Source organism: Streptomyces sp. R21, assembly GCF_041051975.1.
Classification (GTDB): domain Bacteria; phylum Actinomycetota; class Actinomycetes; order Streptomycetales; family Streptomycetaceae; genus Streptomyces.
The window spans coordinates 5,447,693-5,465,469 of sequence record NZ_CP163435.1; the positions used below are offsets into that span (position 1 = coordinate 5,447,693).

At 70.7% G+C, this 17,777-nt stretch carries 18 protein-coding genes; 11 read left to right on the forward strand and 7 right to left on the reverse strand.

Annotated features, from left to right (window positions below; translation table 11 throughout):
• Window positions 1–33 precede the first annotated feature (33 nt).
• Genes AB5J56_RS24315 through AB5J56_RS24325 form a run of 3 tightly spaced genes read left to right on the forward strand, consistent with a single transcriptional unit; the run spans window position 34 to window position 3,181 of the window.
• Window positions 34–915 (forward strand): ABC transporter ATP-binding protein, encoded by an 882-nt coding sequence (locus AB5J56_RS24315; RefSeq protein ID WP_369234896.1) that lies wholly within the window; start codon window positions 34–36, stop codon window positions 913–915.
• Window positions 912–2,498 carry an ABC transporter permease gene (locus tag AB5J56_RS24320; protein ID WP_369234898.1) on the forward strand — a complete coding sequence of 529 codons (1,587 nt, stop codon included), beginning with the start codon at window positions 912–914 and terminating at the stop codon, window positions 2,496–2,498. Before AB5J56_RS24315 ends, AB5J56_RS24320 begins: the two co-directional genes overlap by 4 nt.
• A complete protein-coding gene (locus AB5J56_RS24325; protein WP_369234900.1) occupies window positions 2,486–3,181 on the forward strand; it encodes an ABC transporter in 696 nt (231 codons plus the stop codon). The genes AB5J56_RS24320 and AB5J56_RS24325 overlap by 13 nt, the downstream gene beginning before the upstream one ends.
• Here the strand turns inward: AB5J56_RS24325 and mshD are convergent.
• The gene (gene mshD / locus AB5J56_RS24330) at window positions 3,141–4,067 is read right to left on the reverse strand and encodes a mycothiol synthase (RefSeq protein ID WP_369234902.1); all 927 of its coding nucleotides are present in this window, start codon (window positions 4,065–4,067) and stop codon (window positions 3,141–3,143) included. The genes AB5J56_RS24325 and mshD overlap by 41 nt on opposite strands.
• Window positions 4,068–4,573: 506 nt before the next feature.
• Here mshD and AB5J56_RS24335 point away from each other — a divergent pair.
• The 6 genes from AB5J56_RS24335 (at window position 4,574) to AB5J56_RS24360 (ending at window position 10,660) form a co-directional block, all read left to right on the forward strand.
• The gene (locus tag AB5J56_RS24335) at window positions 4,574–6,376 is read left to right on the forward strand and encodes a bifunctional UDP-sugar hydrolase/5'-nucleotidase (protein ID WP_369234904.1); all 1,803 of its coding nucleotides are present in this window, start codon (window positions 4,574–4,576) and stop codon (window positions 6,374–6,376) included.
• A gap of 77 nt (window positions 6,377–6,453) precedes the next feature.
• Window positions 6,454–7,692, forward strand: coding sequence for a DUF2993 domain-containing protein (locus AB5J56_RS24340; protein ID WP_369234906.1), 1,239 nt, complete (start codon window positions 6,454–6,456; stop codon window positions 7,690–7,692).
• A 227-nt stretch (window positions 7,693–7,919) separates the two neighbouring features.
• Window positions 7,920–8,072 carry a hypothetical protein gene (locus AB5J56_RS24345; protein ID WP_369234908.1) on the forward strand — a complete coding sequence of 51 codons (153 nt, stop codon included), beginning with the start codon at window positions 7,920–7,922 and terminating at the stop codon, window positions 8,070–8,072.
• 97 nt (window positions 8,073–8,169) lie between these two features.
• Entirely contained in the window at window positions 8,170–9,936 is a 1,767-nt protein-coding gene (locus tag AB5J56_RS24350) for an ABC transporter ATP-binding protein (RefSeq protein WP_369234910.1), read from the forward strand.
• Between the two features lie 41 nt (window positions 9,937–9,977).
• Window positions 9,978–10,265: a hypothetical protein gene (locus AB5J56_RS24355; protein WP_369234912.1), complete on the forward strand. Its 288-nt coding sequence runs from the start codon at window positions 9,978–9,980 to the stop codon at window positions 10,263–10,265.
• Window positions 10,262–10,660, forward strand: coding sequence for a hypothetical protein (locus AB5J56_RS24360; RefSeq protein ID WP_369234914.1), 399 nt, complete (start codon window positions 10,262–10,264; stop codon window positions 10,658–10,660). Before AB5J56_RS24355 ends, AB5J56_RS24360 begins: the two co-directional genes overlap by 4 nt.
• A gap of 24 nt (window positions 10,661–10,684) precedes the next feature.
• Here AB5J56_RS24360 and AB5J56_RS24365 read toward each other — a convergent pair whose 3' ends face one another.
• From AB5J56_RS24365 to AB5J56_RS24390, 6 genes are all read right to left on the reverse strand, one after another.
• Window positions 10,685–12,160 (reverse strand): ATP-binding protein, encoded by a 1,476-nt coding sequence (locus AB5J56_RS24365; protein WP_369234916.1) that lies wholly within the window; start codon window positions 12,158–12,160, stop codon window positions 10,685–10,687.
• Window positions 12,157–12,888, reverse strand: coding sequence for a response regulator transcription factor (locus tag AB5J56_RS24370; RefSeq protein WP_369234918.1), 732 nt, complete (start codon window positions 12,886–12,888; stop codon window positions 12,157–12,159). The genes AB5J56_RS24365 and AB5J56_RS24370 overlap by 4 nt, the downstream gene beginning before the upstream one ends.
• Window positions 12,889–12,979: 91 nt before the next feature.
• On the reverse strand, window positions 12,980–13,171 hold the full coding sequence (locus tag AB5J56_RS24375; RefSeq protein WP_369234920.1) for a hypothetical protein: 192 nt from the start codon (window positions 13,169–13,171) through the stop codon (window positions 12,980–12,982).
• A 38-nt stretch (window positions 13,172–13,209) separates the two neighbouring features.
• A complete protein-coding gene (locus AB5J56_RS24380) occupies window positions 13,210–14,403 on the reverse strand; it encodes a S1C family serine protease (RefSeq protein WP_369234922.1) in 1,194 nt (397 codons plus the stop codon).
• Between the two features lie 121 nt (window positions 14,404–14,524).
• Window positions 14,525–15,547, reverse strand: a complete 1,023-nt coding sequence (locus AB5J56_RS24385) for a LacI family DNA-binding transcriptional regulator (protein WP_369234924.1) — start codon at window positions 15,545–15,547, stop codon at window positions 14,525–14,527.
• Window positions 15,548–15,600: 53 nt separating this feature from the next.
• Window positions 15,601–16,380 carry a response regulator transcription factor gene (locus AB5J56_RS24390; protein WP_369234926.1) on the reverse strand — a complete coding sequence of 260 codons (780 nt, stop codon included), beginning with the start codon at window positions 16,378–16,380 and terminating at the stop codon, window positions 15,601–15,603.
• Between the two features lie 251 nt (window positions 16,381–16,631).
• Between AB5J56_RS24390 and AB5J56_RS24395 the strand changes: the two genes are divergently transcribed.
• Both AB5J56_RS24395 and AB5J56_RS24400 read left to right on the forward strand, forming a co-directional pair.
• Window positions 16,632–17,483: an alpha/beta hydrolase gene (locus AB5J56_RS24395; protein ID WP_369234928.1), complete on the forward strand. Its 852-nt coding sequence runs from the start codon at window positions 16,632–16,634 to the stop codon at window positions 17,481–17,483.
• A 39-nt stretch (window positions 17,484–17,522) separates the two neighbouring features.
• Window positions 17,523–17,777, forward strand: a complete 255-nt coding sequence (locus AB5J56_RS24400) for a MoaD/ThiS family protein (RefSeq protein WP_369234930.1) — start codon at window positions 17,523–17,525, stop codon at window positions 17,775–17,777.

Below are 17,777 nucleotides of genomic sequence, written 5' to 3' on the forward strand. Positions count from 1 at the left end.
CCCTCTCTTCGCTCTCTTCCCGAGGAGCCTCGCGTGACCAGCGAACGCACCACCACCGTCCCGACGGTCTCCACCGCCGGGCTGACCCTGCGCTACGGCCGGACCGCCGCCCTCGACGACGTGTCGGTGCGGCTGTACGAAGGCGTCACCGGGCTGCTCGGGCCCAACGGGGCCGGAAAGACCACCCTGTTGAGGGTGCTCGCCACCGCCGTGCCCGCCGACCGGGGCGCCTTCACGGTGCTCGGCAACGACCCGGGCACGGCGGCCGGACGCCTCGATGTCCGGCGGTCGCTGGGCTATCTGCCGCAGACCCCCGGCTTCCACCCGGACTTCACGCCCTTCGAGTTCGTCGACTACGTGGCGATCCTGAAGGAGATGACGGACCGGGGCGCCCGGCACCGGGCGGTGAGCGGCGTGCTCCACTCCGTCGACCTGTCCGACGTACGGAGCAAGCGCATCAAGAAGCTGTCCGGCGGGATGCGCCAGCGGGTCGCGCTGGCCGCCGCGCTCATCGGCGACCCCGGCTTCCTGGTCCTCGACGAGCCGACCGTCGGCCTCGACCCCGAACAGCGCATGCGCTTCCGGGAGTTGATCGCTCAGGCGGGCGAGGGGCGGACCGTCCTGCTCTCCACCCACCAGACGGAGGACGTCGCGATGCTCTGCCACCGCGTCATCGTCATGGCGCACGGCCGCGTCCGCTTCGAGGGCACCCCGGCCGAGCTGACCGCCCGCGCGGCCGGACGGGTGTGGTCCAGCGCGGAACGCGACCCGGGAGCGCGCGCCGGATGGCGTACGGGCGCGGGCACCTTCCGCAACGTCGGCGACCCGCCCAAGGACGCCGACCTCCTCGAACCCACCCTGGAGGACGGCTATCTGCTCACCCTCGACGGCGTGAACGCGGAGGTGGCGGCGTGAGCGCGGACATGGCCACGGGTGCGCGTGCGGCCAACGGTGCCGGCATGGGTACGGCAGCGGCGCCCACGGGGGTGGAGCCGCTGCCGGGCCCGAACCGGTGGGCCGCCGTCCTCGCGCTCGCCCGGTTCGAGGCGCGCGAACTGCTGCTCCAGGCGCCGGTGTTCGTCTTCTTCCTGCTCTACTTCGGCAACGTGTGCTGGGGGTTGTTCTTCAGCGGCGAGGGCATGGACGACTATCCGGTGCTCCAGGACGCCGATCGCGCCACGCAGTTCGGCGCCCTGTTCGTCTCCATCTTCGTGCTCACCGGCGTCAACCGGGCGGCGCTGCTCTCCCGTCGCCGCGGCACCGACCGGCACTTCGAGACGCTCGTCATGGAGCCGTGGCGGCGCACGGTCGCGCACGCGCTGTCCGTCGTGCCCATGGCCGGCGCCGTCGCGCTGACCGTTGTCTTCGAGTTCACCTGGAAGGCGCTGAAGCCGGGCGCCGTCGGCCACGGTTCGGTCTTCGAACTCATGGTGAGCCCGCTGACGGTTCTCCTGGCCGGTGTCGTCGGCGTGCTGCTCGCCCGCCTGGTCCCCACGGTCCTCGCCGGCCCGCTCTTCGTGGTCGGCTTCCTCGCCGCCGCGATCATCGCGCCCACGCTCATCGGCACCGCCCACTGGGCGCGCTGGTTGTCCCCGGTCGTCGACGAGACCGGCTCCGACCCCTTCCCCTCCGACCTCATCGGCCGCCCGGCAGCCTGGCACGCGCTGTATCTGGCGGGGTTCATCGTGCTCGTCGTCGGCGCGGCGGTCCTGCACGCCGGGGGCCGGACGCGGCTGGTCAAGGCGGTCACCGCCGTCGCCCTCGCCGCCACGGTCGCCGGGATCGCCGGGCAGTCCCCGGGCGACTCGGCCGCGCTCACCGCGGCCCGCACCAAGGCGTCCGTCACCCCGGCGAAGGTCCAGTCCTGCCGGGAACACGGCACCTCGATGTACTGCGCCTATCCCGAGTGGACCGGCCGCACCGCCGACTGGGCCGCCGTCGTCAAGCGTGTCCAGTCCCTCGCGGGCGGCGCCGCCGGCGGCGAACGGCTGACCGTTCGGCAGCGCGTCGACGCCCGCCACGGGCTGGACGGCGACGCCTCGATGAACCCGCTCACCCGACGCGGCGAGGTCACCGTGGGCACCCGCTGGGGCGGCAACCGCGTCCCCGAGTTCGCGGTCGGCGTCGCCGGTGTCCTGGTGACCGGCGACGAGAGGTCCGGCGGCACGGTGTGCGACGCCCGCGTGGTGACCATCATGTGGCTGGCGCTGGGCGCCGACGCCGACCCCATGGCCGCCCTGCGCCACGTCCGGCTCGACGACTCCGTCACCGGCTCCGACCTCGTCCTCGCCCCCACGGCACCCCTCCTCATGAGCGCCGAACAGACCCGGATCGTACGGGAGTTGCTGCACATGCCCCGCTACAGCGTGACCGCCAGGGTGAAGGCCCACTGGACCGAGCTCACCTCGCCGAAGACCTCCCTGGCACGGGTGTCCGAGCTGCTGGACGTGCCCGCCGCGCCCAAGGGCACCAAGGACGGTGACTCGTGCTCGCAGTAGCCGTCGTGGCCCGGGCCCTGCTGCGGCCCGTGGCCCGCACCCTGCCGTGGCGGGCCCTCGCCGCGGGCGGCGGTGTGGGACTGCTGGCCGCCTGGAGCACCCGGCTCGTCTCCGACGAGTCGACCGCACGGCTCCCGCTCACCCTGCTGCGGACAGCCGCGCTCGCCTTCGCCCTCGGGCTGGCGTTCCTGCTCGACGACCCGGCACGGCACACCACCGCGGCCGTGCCGGTCCGGCGGCCGCTGCGCACCGGGTTGCGGGTGGCCCTCGTCGCTCCGCTCGCCGCGCTCTGGTGGACCGCCGCGCTGCTCCTCGTGCCGGAGGGGGTGCGGCCACCGGTGGGCACCGTCACCCTGGAGGCGGCCGCGCTCGCCGCGCTCGTCCTGGCCGGGGCGGCCGCCGTCGTGCGCTTCTCGGACGGGGCGGAGCCGGGGGTGGTCGTCGTGGCCGGGTTCCTGGCCTTCGTGGTGGCCGTACCCCTGTTGCTGCCCGACCGCTGGCCGCTCCTGGTGCACGTGGGCTCCCCGCACTGGGGTGCGGCGCATGTGCGGTGGGGGATGTTGCTGGGGGTCGCGGTGCCTGCCTGGGCGTACTGGGTCACGGAACCGGTGCGGCGGTCGCGGTGGCGGCCGGGCGCTCGGTTCAGGACTCCGTTCGGTACATCAGGTCCGTCTCGTGCGTGACGAAGCCGAGGCGCTCGTACACCGTCACCGCCGCCTTGTTGTCGGCGTCGACGTAGAGCATCGCGGTGGGCAGGCCCTGGGCGGCGAGGTGGCGGAGCCCGATCGTCGTCAACGCCTTGCCGAGGCCGCCGCCCTGGGCGCCGGGGCGCACCCCCAGGACGTACACCTCGCCGAGGCCTTCGGCGGCGTGGACCTTGGTCCAGTGGAAGCCGATGAGTGCGTCGCCGCGGAAGGCGAGGAAGAAGCCGGACGGGTCGAACCACGGCTCGGCCGTCCGGTCGTCCAGGTCGCGCTGGGTGAGGGAGCCCTGCTCGGGGTGGTGCGCGAACGCCTCCGCGTTCACGGCGAGCCAGGCGGCGTCGTCCCGGCCCGGCACGAACGTACGGACGTGCACGCCGTCCTGGAGCTTCGGCTCGGGCAGGTTCAGGTCGGCCAACGGGCGCCGCATCTGGCGCAGTTCGCGGAACAGGGTGAGGCCGAGGACCTGCGCGAGGTGGCGTGCGGCGGAGTGGCCGCCGTGCGCCCAGACGCGCAGGCGCTTGCCCGACTCCGCGAGGAGGGCGGCGCCCAGCGCCCGGCCGTGTCCGTGCCCGCGGTACGCGGGGTGTACGACCAGCTCGGCGGCCGGTGCCTCCACCGGGTCGGTGTCCTCCAGTTGCGCGTACCCGGCCAGTACGTCGCTGATGTTCAGCAGCAGATGCCGTACGCCGTCCCGCGCACCGCCCTTCAACTGCAACCGGCCCTGCTCGGACACCGCCTGCTGCCCGTCGGCCCTGGCGGCATCGTCGAGCAGCCGCAGCACGGCCTCGGACTGCTCGGCGTTGAGCTCGGAGTACGTCTCGATGGAGCGGGAAAGGGCAGCCGATGCGGTGTCGTCGCTGGTCATGGATACGAGGGTACGGCGGGGGCGCCTTTCGCGGGGAGCCTCGGGTCCGGTGGGTGGGTCGGGGCCGTGCCGGTACGTCTTGCCCGTCGCCGCGTGGGCGTACTGCCCGGGAGTTGAACACGGCGGGACTTGGCGGGCGGTCTGCTACGCGACGGGCAGAGACGTACCGGCACGGCCCCTTCCGCCGGATCACCTCTGCGGGCCGTCGTCCGTTCACCCTGCGGGCAATCGTGCCGCTGGGGCGGCACGGGTGGGCGCAGGCGGCGCCTCGTCAGCGCCGAGTTGCGCGACCCACCCCCGGCCCGCACCCACGCCGGGGGACCGTGCAAAGCAAGGGGGCGCCCGGAGTTCACCCACCCACCCCGGTGCAGGGGAAAGGGGGGATGGCAACCGGGGGTGTCAGGTGACGGCAACCAGTCCGTAACCTCACGCACCTGTTGCGCTACGCGCGTTGAATCTAGGCTGCGCGCAAGCCACAGCCGTCTCACAACTCCCTGGGGGGAACCATGACGTCCACGCCACGGCCCAGACGCACGTACCGCATACTCGCCGCAGCCGCAGGCCTCGCCACCGTGGGCGCGCTGGCCGCCGCGATGCCGGCGAGCGCGGGCCAGAGTCAGAGCAAGGGCCCGGGCCACCACCCCGGCAGCGGCCGCTACCAGGACGTACAGCTGCTGTCCTTCAACGACCTGCACGGCAACCTGGAGCCGCCGACCGGCTCTTCGGGCCGCGTGACGGAGTTGCAGGCGGACGGCACCACCAAGACCGTCGACGCGGGCGGCGTGGAGTACCTCGCCACCCACCTGCGCACCGCCCGCAAGGGCAACCCGTACTCGATCACCGCCGCCGCCGGCGACATGGTCGGCGCCTCGCCGCTGATCTCCGGGCTCTTCCACGACGAGCCCACCATCGAGGCGCTCAACGACCTCCACCTCGACGTGACGTCGGTCGGCAACCACGAGTTCGACGAGGGCGCCAAGGAACTGGCCCGCCTGCAGAACGGCGGCTGCCACCCCACGGACGGCTGTTACAACGACAGCGAGGAGTTCGAGGGCGCCAACTTCCCCTACCTCGCCGCGAACGTCACCAACGAGAAGACCGGCAAGCCGATCCTCAAGCCCTACTGGGTGTGGAAGAAGAACGGCGTCAAGGTCGGCTTCATCGGCGTCACGCTGGAGGGCACGCCGAACATCGTCTCCGCCGACGGCGTCAAGGGCCTGAAGTTCGGCGACGAGGTCGAGACGATCAACAAGTACGCCAAGGTGCTCCAGAAGCAGGGCGTGAAGTCGATCGTCGCGCTGATCCACGAGGGCGGCGCGCCCGCGTCGAGCGCCTACAACTACGACTGCGACAGTCCGGGCGCCGGTGACGGCATCTCCGGGCCGATCGTCGACATCGCGAAGAACGTGACGCCCGCCGTGGACGCGCTGGTCACCGGCCACACCCACCAGGCGTACGCCTGCACCATCCCCGACCCGGCGGGCCACCCCCGCATGGTCACCTCTGCCGCCTCCTTCGGCCGCCTCTACACTGACACGACGCTGACGTACGACCGACTGACGGGTGACATCGCCCGTACGGCGGTGAAGTCCGCGAACCACGTCGTCACCCGTGACGTGGCCAAGGCCGCCGACATGACGAGCCTGATCACCAAGTGGAAGACGCTCTCCGCGCCGGTCGCCTCGCGCCCCATCGGCTACATCGGGGGCGAGATCGGCAACACGGGCACCGAGTCCCCGCTCGGCGACATGATCGCCGACGCACAGCTCGCCTACGCCAAGTCCCTTGATCCGGAAGCCGACTTGGCGCTGATGAACCCGGGCGGCATCCGCGCCGGACTCACCTACACGTCCAGCGGCGGCGAGGGCGACGGCGTGGTGACGTACGGCGAGGCGTACACGGTCCAGCCGTTCGCCAACACCGTGAACCTGGTGGACCTCACCGGCGCTCAGGTGATCACCGCGCTCCAGCAGCAGGTCAGCGGCAGCAATGAGGCCGCGCCGAAGATCCTCCAGATCTCCGGCGGACTGACGTACACACTTGACCTGACCAAGACGGGTGCCGCGCGCGTCGTCGCCGACTCGGTCAAGCTGAACGGTGCGGCCATCGACCCGGCCGCCACCTACCGCGTCGCGATGAACTCCTTCCTCGCCGGTGGCGGCGACGGCTTCGCCGAACTCGGCAAGGGCGGCCACGTCGTCGTCGGCGGCGACGACCTGGCGGCGTTCGAGGCCTACCTCAAGGCCAACTCCTCGGCCACGACGCCGTATCCGGTGCCGGCGGCGGACCGGATCACCGTCGTGAAGTAGATCCGCCGTGGTGAGCTAGATCGCATACGGGCGGTTGTGGTTGCGGTCAGGGGCGGTACGCATGGTCGGATGAGACGATGCGTACCCCCCACCGCATAACAGCGCAGACCAGTCCAGACCTGAACTATTCAGGTCAAGGAAATCCAGACTTGAATTATCTGGATCCGTACGAAGAACTCGGCGCCCTCGATCGAGGCCCGCTGGAGGAGTTTCTCCACGAGGACGTGGATACGGAGCCCGAGGACGAATGGGCTCCGCCCAATCATCGGCGCGGGTCCCGGCGGCGGCGAAAACGCTTTGCCGGACTGCCGTTCGCGATGAAGGCCGTCGTCGGGATTCTCACCCTGGCCGCCTTCCTCGGTCTCGCGGACCGCTGGGCCCTGCTGTACGCCGAGCACAAGGCGGCCGACCGGCTGAAGGACCAGCTGCACCTGACCGCCGCTCCCGAGGTCGAGATCGAGGGCTTTCCGTTCCTCACCCAACTCGCCGACGACCGGCTCGACTCGGTGAAGGTGACCGTGCCGGACGTGGCGGCGGACCGGGTCACGCTGGCGAAGGTGTCGGCGACCGCGACGGACGTACGCCTCGACAGCGACGGCCCGACCTCCGTGCGCGGCGCCCGTATCCCCGAACTGCACGGCGAGGTGCTGCTCTCCTTCGCCGACCTCAACCGCGAACTCGGCGCCTCCCAGGTGACGTTCACCGGAGACGGCCGCGACCGCGTCCGGGCGCGCGGCACGTTTCCGGTGGCCGGACACGACCTGCGGCTGCGCGCGGACGCCCGCATCAGCCGCGACGGCGAGCGCGGGATCTCGACGCATATCGGCGGAATGCGCCTGGACATCGGGGACTTGGCGACGTACCGCCCCGGTGTCCGCGCCTCCGAGGGCCTGCACCTCACCCCCCGCTCCGCCGCACGCCTCGCCAAGGAGACCGACAAGGCGAGGGCCCTGCTGTCCGTCCCGGCGATCGTGCACCGGCTCGGCGTCCCGGACGCGGCGGTGCGTGCGGCGCTGCGCGACGACACCCGGTTGGCGAAGCTGACGGGCTCGGCGCGGTTCGCGCGCCAGGCGATGCGCCTCAACCTCATCGACGTGGCCGTGGGCCACCCCTGGCTGCTCAAGCGCCTCGGCCTCGACCCGGCCCTCCTCGACGGACTGTCCCAGCTCACCCGTCCCGTCCTCACCGACCAGCTCTCCCTCGGCTTCCGGCTGCCGCACCCGGCGGACGGCGATGTGCGTCTGCGGGACGTGCGGGTGGAGAAGGACGGGATCCGGGTGCGGGTGACGGGGTCTTCCCTGAAGATCGGGAAGTGAATCAGCCTGGCAATTGGCTTGGTAAATTCCAAGTGAGGGCTGTAATAAACCCTGTGTGAAGTGGGTGTCGGTTCCCTGAGTCGCCTGAAAATTGTCTCAGTCGCAATTCATTCAAGTGTAAGGGGAATTGGCGATTTCCGGGTCCCGGCTCCCGTAGTGTTTTCCATGTCGAAAGCGAACAGCGCAGACGGCAAAGGGAATTCACCCGCAGGAAGAAGGAGAACCTCATGAGCTTCCACAAGGTCGCCCCCGTCAAGCACAACCGCAAGCCCGCCGCCCCGAAGCAGGCCGCTCGCCGTCAGCCGGCGAAGCACACCGCTCCGGCCGCGAAGGCCACCAACAGCCGTCCGGTCTCCGCCAAGGGCGGCAAGGGCTGCTGACACCCCCTTCGAGGCGGGCCCCGGCGTGACGACGCCGAGGCCCGCCTCGGGCGTTTTCCGAGCAGGGCGGGAAGGAAAGGGAAGGGAAGGTAAGGAAATGCGGGAAGTCCGGGAGGCGTTCGCGCGCTTCTGGCCGTTGACGCGCGGCGACCGCAAATGGCTGGTGCTGATCATCGGCTGCGTGATCGCGGCAGCGCTCGCCGAGACCGCGTCGATCCTGCTTTTCGCGGAGCTGACCGACCACGCCCTGAAGGCCGGTTCGGTCTCCGCGTTCTGGGGGCCGGCCGGAGCCTGGCTGGGAGTCGCCGCGCTCGGCGCGCTCGTCGGCTATTTCGGCAACTCGCTCGCCGTGTGGACCGCGGAGAGATTCGTGCTGCGCCTGCGCGCGAGCGTGTTCCGGCACGTCCAGGACCTGCCGCCGGACTTCTTCCAGCGGCACCGCCAGGGCGACCTGGTGGAACGTCTGACCGGTGACGTCGAGGCCATCGAGCAGATGGTCGTCTCGGGAGTGGTGGGGACGGTCTCGGCCCTCTTCTCGGCGGTCTTCTACTCCGCCGCCGCCCTCTGGCTGCGCTGGGACCTCGCCCTCGTCACCTTCCTCCTCGCCCCCCTCTTCCTGCTCGCCGCCCGCCGCTTCGCCGGCCGGATCAAGAAGGCGTCCCAGGACGAGCGGGCCGCCGACGGCGCGATCACCTCGGTCGTCGAGGAGTCCCTCGGCAACGTCGTCCTCACTCAGGCGTACAACCGCCGCGCCGCCGAGGAGAAGCGCCTCGACCGAGAGGCGCGCGCCTGGCTGCGGGCCTCCGTGCGCGGGGCGCGGGCGAGCGAGATGTACGAGCAGTTCGTGGAGGTCGTCGAGACGCTCTGCGTCCTCGCCGTCATCGGACTCGGTGCCTGGGAGATCTCCCAAGGGCGCATGTCACTCGGCCAGTTGCTCGCGTTCGCCGCCTTCCTCGGCTATCTCTACCCGCCGATCCGCAACCTCGGCCAGCTCGGCCTGACGCTCACCGCCGCCACCGCCGGAGCGGAACGGCTCCAGGAGATCCTGGACGCCGAGCCCGCCGTACGCGACCCCGCCGAACCGGTCCGCCCCAGGCCCGTCCGCGGCTGGGTCAGCTTCCACGGCACCTCGTTCCGCTACCCGGGCGCGCACCGCGACTCCCTCCACGACGTGACGTTCAGCGCGGGCCCCGGCGAACTCGTCCTCGTCACCGGCCCGAGCGGCGCCGGGAAATCGACCCTCTCCAAGCTCCTCACCCGCTTCTACGACCCGTCCACCGGCGTGATCTGCCTCGACGGCGTCCCGCTGACCGACGTACCCCTGGAGTTCCTGCGCGAGAACGTGGCCCTGCTGCCCCAGGAGACGCTGATCCTGCACGGCACCATCCGCGAGAACATCGCGTGCGGACGGCCGGGCGCGACGGACGAGGAGATCGTCGGTGCGGCGGGGGAGGCGGCGGCACACGACTTCATCAGCGCACTTCCGCACGGGTACGACACCGAGATCGCCCCCGGCACGGCCGCCCTCTCCGGCGGCCAGCTCCAGCGCATCGCCATCGCCCGCGCCATGCTCCGCCGCGCCCCCGTCCTGGTCCTCGACGAACCGACCGCCGGCCTCGACGCGATCGCCGCCCGCCAGGTGGTCCAGCCCCTGCGCCGCCTGATGTCCGGCCGTACGACGCTGATGATCACCCACGACCTCAGCCTCGCCCCCGACGCCCACCGCATCCTCGTCGTGGACGGCGGCCGCCTGGTGGAGGCGGGCACGCACGAGGAGCTGATGGCGAGGGCAGGGGTGTACGCGCGACTCGCGTCGCCGCCCGAGCTCGACGTACTTGCGTTCGGTGGTATCCCCTTCGAGTGATGCCGCCTCTCGGGGGCCTGTGGCTGCTCTATGGTGAATCCATGGCTCAGTACACAACCATCCAGGTGTCCAAAGAAGCTCGTGATCATCTTGCCCAGGTGGCCAAGGAGCGGGGACTGACGCTGGGGCAGCTCGTCGAGCAGCTCGCGGCGACGCAGCCGACTGCCGAGCAGATCGCTGAGCGCGTGGCTGCCGCGCGCAAAGTCCTGCGTGAGCGAATGGGTTGCACTCTCACCGACGAGGAATTCGACAACGGGCCGGACGTCCTGGCGAATGTGTACGCGATGGCGGCGGAGAAGGCCCACGCCCAGCGAGGGCAGGCTGCGTGATCATCCTCGACACCAGTGCGGCAACCGCGCTCACGCAGGGGCACAACGCCCTGCACCGCTTGGTGGACAAGGTCGCGCATACGCCGGGTGACTGGCTCCATGTCCCGGCTCTGTGCCTCATGCGTGCGGAGGAGAGTGACGAAGGAGCCGCGAGCAAGCTGCTGGCACTGCAGGGGATCATGGTCGACCCGCTCGGTCAGACGGCGGCGGCCGCGGTCGGCGCGATGGTGCGCGACGGTTGGGGCGGCGCGGATGCCTGCCACACGATCTACGTTGCGACGCCGCACCTGGAGACCGGCGGCATGTCCATCATCCTGACGGGGCGCGAGGACGACTATCCGCCGGGCTTCCTCACCGTCGACATCGACTCCCCTGGAATGCTCGGCTTCCACTGAGCCCCGGTCGAGGAGCCGAACCGGCTAAGGCATCTCCGGCGGAGCCGTAGGCGCTCCCGGCAGCCGTACCGTCGCGACAGTCCCGCCGCCCTCCGCGCGGGCCAGGGCGACCGTGCCGCCCGCCTGTTCCACCGTCCGCGCGACGATCGACAGACCCAGGCCCGAGCCCGGCAGGGCCCGCGCGCTCGGGGAGCGCCAGAAGCGGTCGAAGACGTGGGGGAGTTCGTCCTCGGGGATGCCGGGGCCGTGGTCGCGGACCGTTAGTTTGCCGTCCTTGAGTACGAGGTCGATCGTGCCGCCCTCGGGGCTGAACTTCACTGCGTTGTCGAGGATGTTGACGATCGCCCGTTCCAGCGCAGTCGGCTCCGCCCGGACATACCAGGGCTGTACGTCCGCCGTGATCGACAGCTCCGGCCCGCGCAGACGCGCCCGGCGCAGCGCCGACTCGACGATGTCCTGCAGCGCGACCACCTGCAGCGTGTTCGCCTGCTGACCCGCGTCCGACCGCGACAGCGTCTGCAAGTCGCCGATCAGCGCGGCCAGTTCGGTCATCTGCGCCTTGACGGAGGCGAGCAGCGCCTTGCGGTCCGCCTCGGGGATCGGGCGGCCCGTCTCCTCGCTGCGGGTGAGGAGTTCGATGTTGGTGCGGAGGGAGGTGAGGGGGGTGCGGAGTTCGTGACCGGCGTCGGCGATGAGTTGTTGTTGCAGCTCACGGGAGTTGGCGAGGGACTCCGTCATCGAGTTGAAGGACCGGGAGAGGCGGGCGACCTCATCCTCGCTGGCCTCCTCGACGGGGATCCGCACGGAGAGGTCTTCCGTGCGGGCCACGTGTTCCACGGCCTCTGTGAGCTTGTCGACCGGGCGGAGCCCTGCGCGGGCCACGGCGAGACCGGCGGCTCCGGCGCCGACGACTCCGATGCCGGAGACGAGGAGCAGGAGGAGGGCCAGCTCGTTGAGGGTGGAGTTGGTGCCCTTGAGGGGGTAGGCGTACAGGATCGCGTAGCCCTGGACCAGCGAGCGGTTACCGGGTCCGTTGTCGATGATCAGGGGAACCGTCAACACCCGCACCGGATTGCCCTTGATGTCAGTGCCGTTGCGAAGGGTCCCCTTGTTGTCGGTCGAGTTGTTGGCGATGTTCGTGTCGCTGCCGGTGACCTTGACCTTGCCGGGTGAGCTTTTGAAAATGCAGGACTTGCCGTTCGGTTTGACCAACTGGGTGTAGTACTGGGACGGCACGCGCCAGTCCCCCACGGTCGTCGACGACTGGTCGGACTGGTCAGACTCGTCGCAGGAGTCGATGCCGTTGAGGATGGCGGGCGACTGTGGGCGGCTCGCCGCCGTCGTCAAGTCGTCGCGGATCTCGTCGTACAGCTTCCCGCGCACGATGAACCAGCACGTCACCGAAACCGCCGCCACAGCGAAAGCCACCGCCGCCGCGACCAGGATCGCCAAGCGCGACCTGATCGGAAGGGAGCGGAACCGGCGGAGCACGGTGCTCACTCCGCGCCGCCCGATCGCAGCACGTACCCCACACCCCGCACCGTGTGGACAAGACGTGGCTCGCCGCCCGCCTCGGTCTTGCGGCGCAGGTACATGACGTACACGTCGAGCGAGTTCGAGGACGGCTCGAAGTCGAAGCCCCAGACCGCCTTGAGGATCTGTTCGCGCGTGAGGACCTGGCGCGGGTGGGCGAGGAACATCTCCAGGAGGGTGAATTCCGTGCGGGTCAGCTCCACCGAACGGCCGCCGCGCGTGACCTCGCGGGTCGAGAGGTCCATGCGGAGGTCGCCGAAGGTGAGGGCGTCGTCGTCGGGGGCGGCGCCCGCCGCGGCGGCGTACGAGCTGCGTCGCAGCAGCGCGCGGACCCGGGCGAACAGCTCGTCCAGCTCGAACGGCTTGACGAGGTAGTCGTCGGCGCCCGCGTCGAGCCCGGTCACGCGGTCGCCGACCGTGTCGCGGGCGGTGAGCATGAGGATCGGGGTGGTGGTGCCCGCGCCGCGCATCCGGCGGGCCGCCGTCAGGCCGTCCATCCTCGGCATCTGGATGTCCAGGACGACGAGGTCGGGCTGGTACGCGGTCGCCTTCTCCAGGGCGTCCGCGCCGTCCACGGCGACCTCGGTGCCGTACCCCTCGAAGGCGAGGCTGCGCTGCAGGGCTTCGCGCACCGCGGGCTCGTCGTCGACGATCAGAATGCGCTGGGGTTCACGGTCGCCTTCGGCGGGGCTCATGGGCGTTCTGTTCCTCGGGTGGGCTGGGTACGGGGCGCTTTCAGCCTCGCACGTTTCCGGGCCGTTCAGTCAGGGATCAACCTCGTACGGATCAGCCTCGTACGACGGTACGGCGGCGGGCCGGGGACCGGCGGGAGGAGCGGGCGGCAGCCGTCGTGGCCACCTCGGGAGCCCGCGCCACCGGCGCGTGCAGCTCGCGGGCCACCTCCAGAGCCAGGCCGAACCCGGCCGGGTCGCCGCCGACGGCGGTGTGCGTGACGCTCTTGATCAGCTTGTTGGTCATGTCGACCTCCTGAGGTCGTAGAAGGGGGCCAGGGAGATCTAGCTGTCCGAGCCGCCGGACCGCAGGGTGTCCAGGTCGGCCTTCACCGTGTTGATCGGGATGGCGAAGCCGAGACCGGCGCTGCCCGCGCTGGAGGAGTCCGAACTGGCCGAGTACATCGCGGAGTTGATACCGACGATGTTGCCGTTCATGTCGATGAGCGCGCCGCCGGAGTTGCCGGGGTTGAGGGAGGCGTCGGTCTGGAGCGCCTTGTACGTGGTCGTCGAGGAACCGGTGTCGCCGTTGAACTGCCGGCCGCCGTACTCGAACGGCCACTGGCCGCTGTTGCCGCCGCCCTGCTGCTGCTCCTGACCCTGGCTCTCGTCGGTCGAGACGGTGACGTCGCGGTCGAGTGCCGAGACGATGCCGCTGGTGACGGTGCCCGTCAGGCCCTCGGGGGAGCCGATCGCGACGACCTCGTCGCCGACCTTGACGCCGTCGGAGTTGCCGAGCGTGGCCGCGGTGAGGCCGGACGGCGCGTTCTCCAGCTTGATGAGCGCGAGGTCCTTCTTGCTGTCGGTGCCGACGACCTTCGCGGTGTACGACTTGCCGTTGCTCAGCTGCACCTTGATGGAGGAGGCGCCGGAGACGACGTGGTTGTTGGTGATGATCTCGCCGCCGGTCGTGATGATCACGCCGGAGCCGGTCGACGAACCCGAGTTCGAGGTCGCGCTGATCTCGACGATGCTCGGGCTGACCGCCGCGGCGACGCCGGCGACGGTGCCCTTCTTGCTGGCGGCCACCACGCTCGTGCTGGTGGAGCTGGAGGAGGTGTCCTTGGCGGTCAGCTCCTGGAAGGCGTACGCGGTACCGCCGCCCACCGCGGCCGCCGCGATCGCGACGGCGGCGAGCAGGGCGAGCGGACCCCGGACGCGCTTCTTCGGAGCGGGAGCGAGACCGGCTGCGGCGGGGTCCATGGGGACGGGGGCCGCGCCGGGGAGAGCCGTACCGCCGCCGTAGCCGCCGTCCTGCCCGCCGCCGTAACCACCGGCTGAAGCCTGCGTCGGCGTCTGCGGCGGAGCGGCCTGCTGCTGGGCCGGCTCGTACGACGGCTGGGCCGGCTCGTACGACGGCGGGGGCGGCCACTCCGGGTTCACGGGGGAGGAGGCGTGCTGCTGCTGGGGGTACGCCGACTGCTGGTCGGGACCCTGGGGGTGCTCGTACTCGCCGCTGCGGCGGAAGCTCTCGGTCATGGAAAAGAGCCTGTCGCCCGATCATGAGAGCTTCCTGAGTGCCCCCTGAGAAGCCCGACAGAAGCTCGTATGCCCGATATAAAGACGCCCGAGCCCCGTAGAACAAGGGCGCGCGGAGTGATCAGCCGCAGCCGCAGGACCGGCGCACGACGAGCCGCGAGGGGAACTGCTTCAGGCGCTCGCGCCGCGATCCGGCGACCCTGAGGCCGTCGTCGAGGACGAGGTCGACGGCCGCGCGGGCCATCCCCGAGCGGTCGGTGCCGATCGTGGTCAGCGGCGGGTCGGTGAGCGCGGCTTCCTTGACGTCGTCGAAGCCGGCGACCGCCAGCTCGCCCGGGACGTCGATGCGCAGCTCGCGGGCGGCCCGCAGCACGCCGATCGCCTGGTCGTCGGTGGAGCAGAAGATGGCCGGCGGGCGGTCGGGCCCGGCCAGCAGCTGAAGGCCGACCTGGTAGGCGTCGTAACGGTTGTACGGGGCTTCGAAGAGGCGGCCCTCGGTGGAGATGCCGGCCTCCTGCATCGCGCGCCGCCAGCCCTCGACGTGGTCGGAGACCGGGTCGCCGACGGAGGGGGTGTCGGCCGTACCGCCGAGACAGGCCACGTACTCGTGGCCGTGCTCGATGAGGTGGCGGGTGGCGAGCTGGGCGCCGCCGATGTCGTCCGTGACGACGGCGACGTCGTCGATCGCCTCGGGGCGCTCGTGCAGCAGCACGACCCGGGCGTCCCAGGCCTCGATCTCCGCGGCAGCGTTGTCATTGAGGGCATGGCTGACCAGGATCAGCCCGGAGACCCGCATGCCGAGGAAGGCCCGCAGATAGTGGACCTCGCGCTCCGCGATGTAGTCCGAGTTGCCGACCAGCACCATTTTTCCGCGCTCGGCGGCGGCCTGTTCGACCGCGTGCGCCATCTCCCCGAAGAAGGGCTGGCGTGCGTCGGGCACGATCAGGCCTATGAGCTCGGTCTTCCGCGAGGCCATGGCCTGGGCGACTCGGTCTGGCCGGTACCCCAGTTCCTTGATCGCGGCGAGAACACGCTCGCGCGTGGCCGGGGCAACCGGCCGGGGTCCGTTGTTGATGACATAGCTGACGACGGCAGTCGACGTCCCTGCCAGTCGCGCTACATCATCCCGAGTCACCTTGGCCACGCGCGGAGTCTACGCGGATGGACCGCCCCTGGGCAGGGCGTACGGCGGGCTTGCTATGACTCCGCTGTGACCTCGACGGCGTCCAGGTGCGCCGTCTCGTCCGCAACATCCGGCTTTGGCTGGGCCGCCTTGGCCTTCGCCTCGTCCGCGGCGCGGTCCACCTTCTCCGGCGTAACGAATCGATAACCGACGTTCCGGACGGTCCCGATGAGCGACTCGTGCTCGGGCCCGAGCTTCGCTCGCAGCCGTCGTACGTGGACGTCGACCGTTCGGGTGCCGCCGAAGTAGTCGTAGCCCCAGACCTCCTGGAGCAGCTGGGCGCGGGTGAAGACGCGGCCCGGGTGCTGCGCGAGGTACTTCAGGAGCTCGAACTCCTTGAAGGTGAGGTCGAGGACGCGGCCCTTGAGCTTCGCGGAGTACGTCGCCTCGTCGACCGACAGGTCGCCGTTGCGGATCTCCATGGGGGAGTCGTCGTTGACGATCTGCTGGCGGCCCATGGCGAGCCGCAGACGGGCCTCCACCTCGGCCGGACCAGCGGTGTCGAGGAGTACGTCGTCGATGCCCCAGTCGGCGGTGACGGCCGCGAGGCCGCCCTCGGTGACGACGAGGATGAGCGGACAGCCGGGGCCGGTGGACCGCAGCAGCTGGCAGAGGCTGCGCACCTGCGGGAGGTCGCGGCGGCCGTCGATCAGGATGACGTCGGCACCTGGGGTGTCGACGAGTGCGGGGCCTTCAGCCGGAGCCACGCGCACGTTGTGCAGCAGCAGGCCGAGGGCGGGAAGCACCTCCGTCGACGGCTGAAGGGCATTGGTCAGGAGCAGCAGAGAACTCATCGCGCCCCACCTGCCTGGGTCGTCCTACGGTCGTGCACGTTTCGCTCGCCCATAACGTCGGTTCCTCCTCGGTCCCTGCGAGGACGTTTGCGGCACTGCTTCGTACTCGCGGCTCCCGCGCCCTGGGATCCGCTATGCATTCCCCACCTTCGTACACCTGCGGTTTCCCGCTTCGTATACAACGCTTCAGAAAGCACAAAAGGACCCGGGGGCTACGTTGCCCGAGTCCTCTGCCCAGCAGAATAGCCCACATGAGCTCAGGTCCGGCAGGTCAAGCGATGGGATCTTTGAATGGTCCACTTACTGAGACGGGCCGCAGGGCCCCGATTCGGACGTTTCTTCGGACGGTCGACGGCGTCACGATCGACGCGGCCTACGACCCCGGAACCGGGCCTTCCCATGACCTCGTGATCGTCGTCGCGCACGGATTCACCGGTGATCTCGAACGCCCGCACGTACGCCGCGCGGCAGCTGCGTTCGCGCAGTTTGCGGCGGTGGTCACATTCTCCTTCCGTGGCCACGGGGCCTCCGGCGGCGCCTCGACGGTGGGTGACCGGGAGGTGCTCGACCTGGCGGCCGCCGTGGCCTGGGCCCGCGAACTCGGGCACGCGCGCGTGGCCACCGTCGGCTTCTCCATGGGTGGCTCGGTGGTGCTGCGTCATGCCGCCCTGCACGGCCCCGCGGGGCAGGAGCGCGAGGGGCGCACGGAGGCGCATCCGGACGCGGTGGTTTCGGTGAGTGCCCCAGCCCGCTGGTACTACCGGGGCACGGCCCCTATGCGGCGCCTGCACTGGCTGGTAACCCGCCCGGTGGGCCGTGCCGTCGGCCGCTACGGCCTGCGCACCCGCATCCACCACCGCGAGTGGGACCCGGTGCCGCTCTCGCCCGTCGAGTCCGTCCCGCGCATCGCCCCGACCCCGCTGCTCATCGTCCACGGCGACCAGGACGGCTACTTCCCCGTCGACCACCCGCGGATGCTGGCCGCCGCGGCCGACGGGCACGCCGAACTCTGGCTGGAGCACGGCATGGGGCACGCGGAGAACGCGACGGACGACGAACTGCTCGCCCGCATCGGCGGCTGGGCGGCGGCCCACGCGAGCTAGCCTGGCGGTGTTCACAGCAACCACTGAATGAGGAACGAGATGGCAAAGGGCACAGTGCGCTACTGGGCCGCCGCCAAGGCCGCGGCAGGCGTCGCCGAGGAGCCGTACGACGCGAGCACGCTCGCCGAGGCGCTCGACACCGCCCGCGGGCGACACCCCGGCGAGCTCGTCCGCGTCCTGCGGCGATGCTCGTTCCTCATCGACGGTGACCCCGTGGGGACCCGCGGACATGAGACGGTACGGCTGGCCGAGGGCGGCACGGTCGAGGTGCTCCCGCCGTTCGCAGGAGGGTGA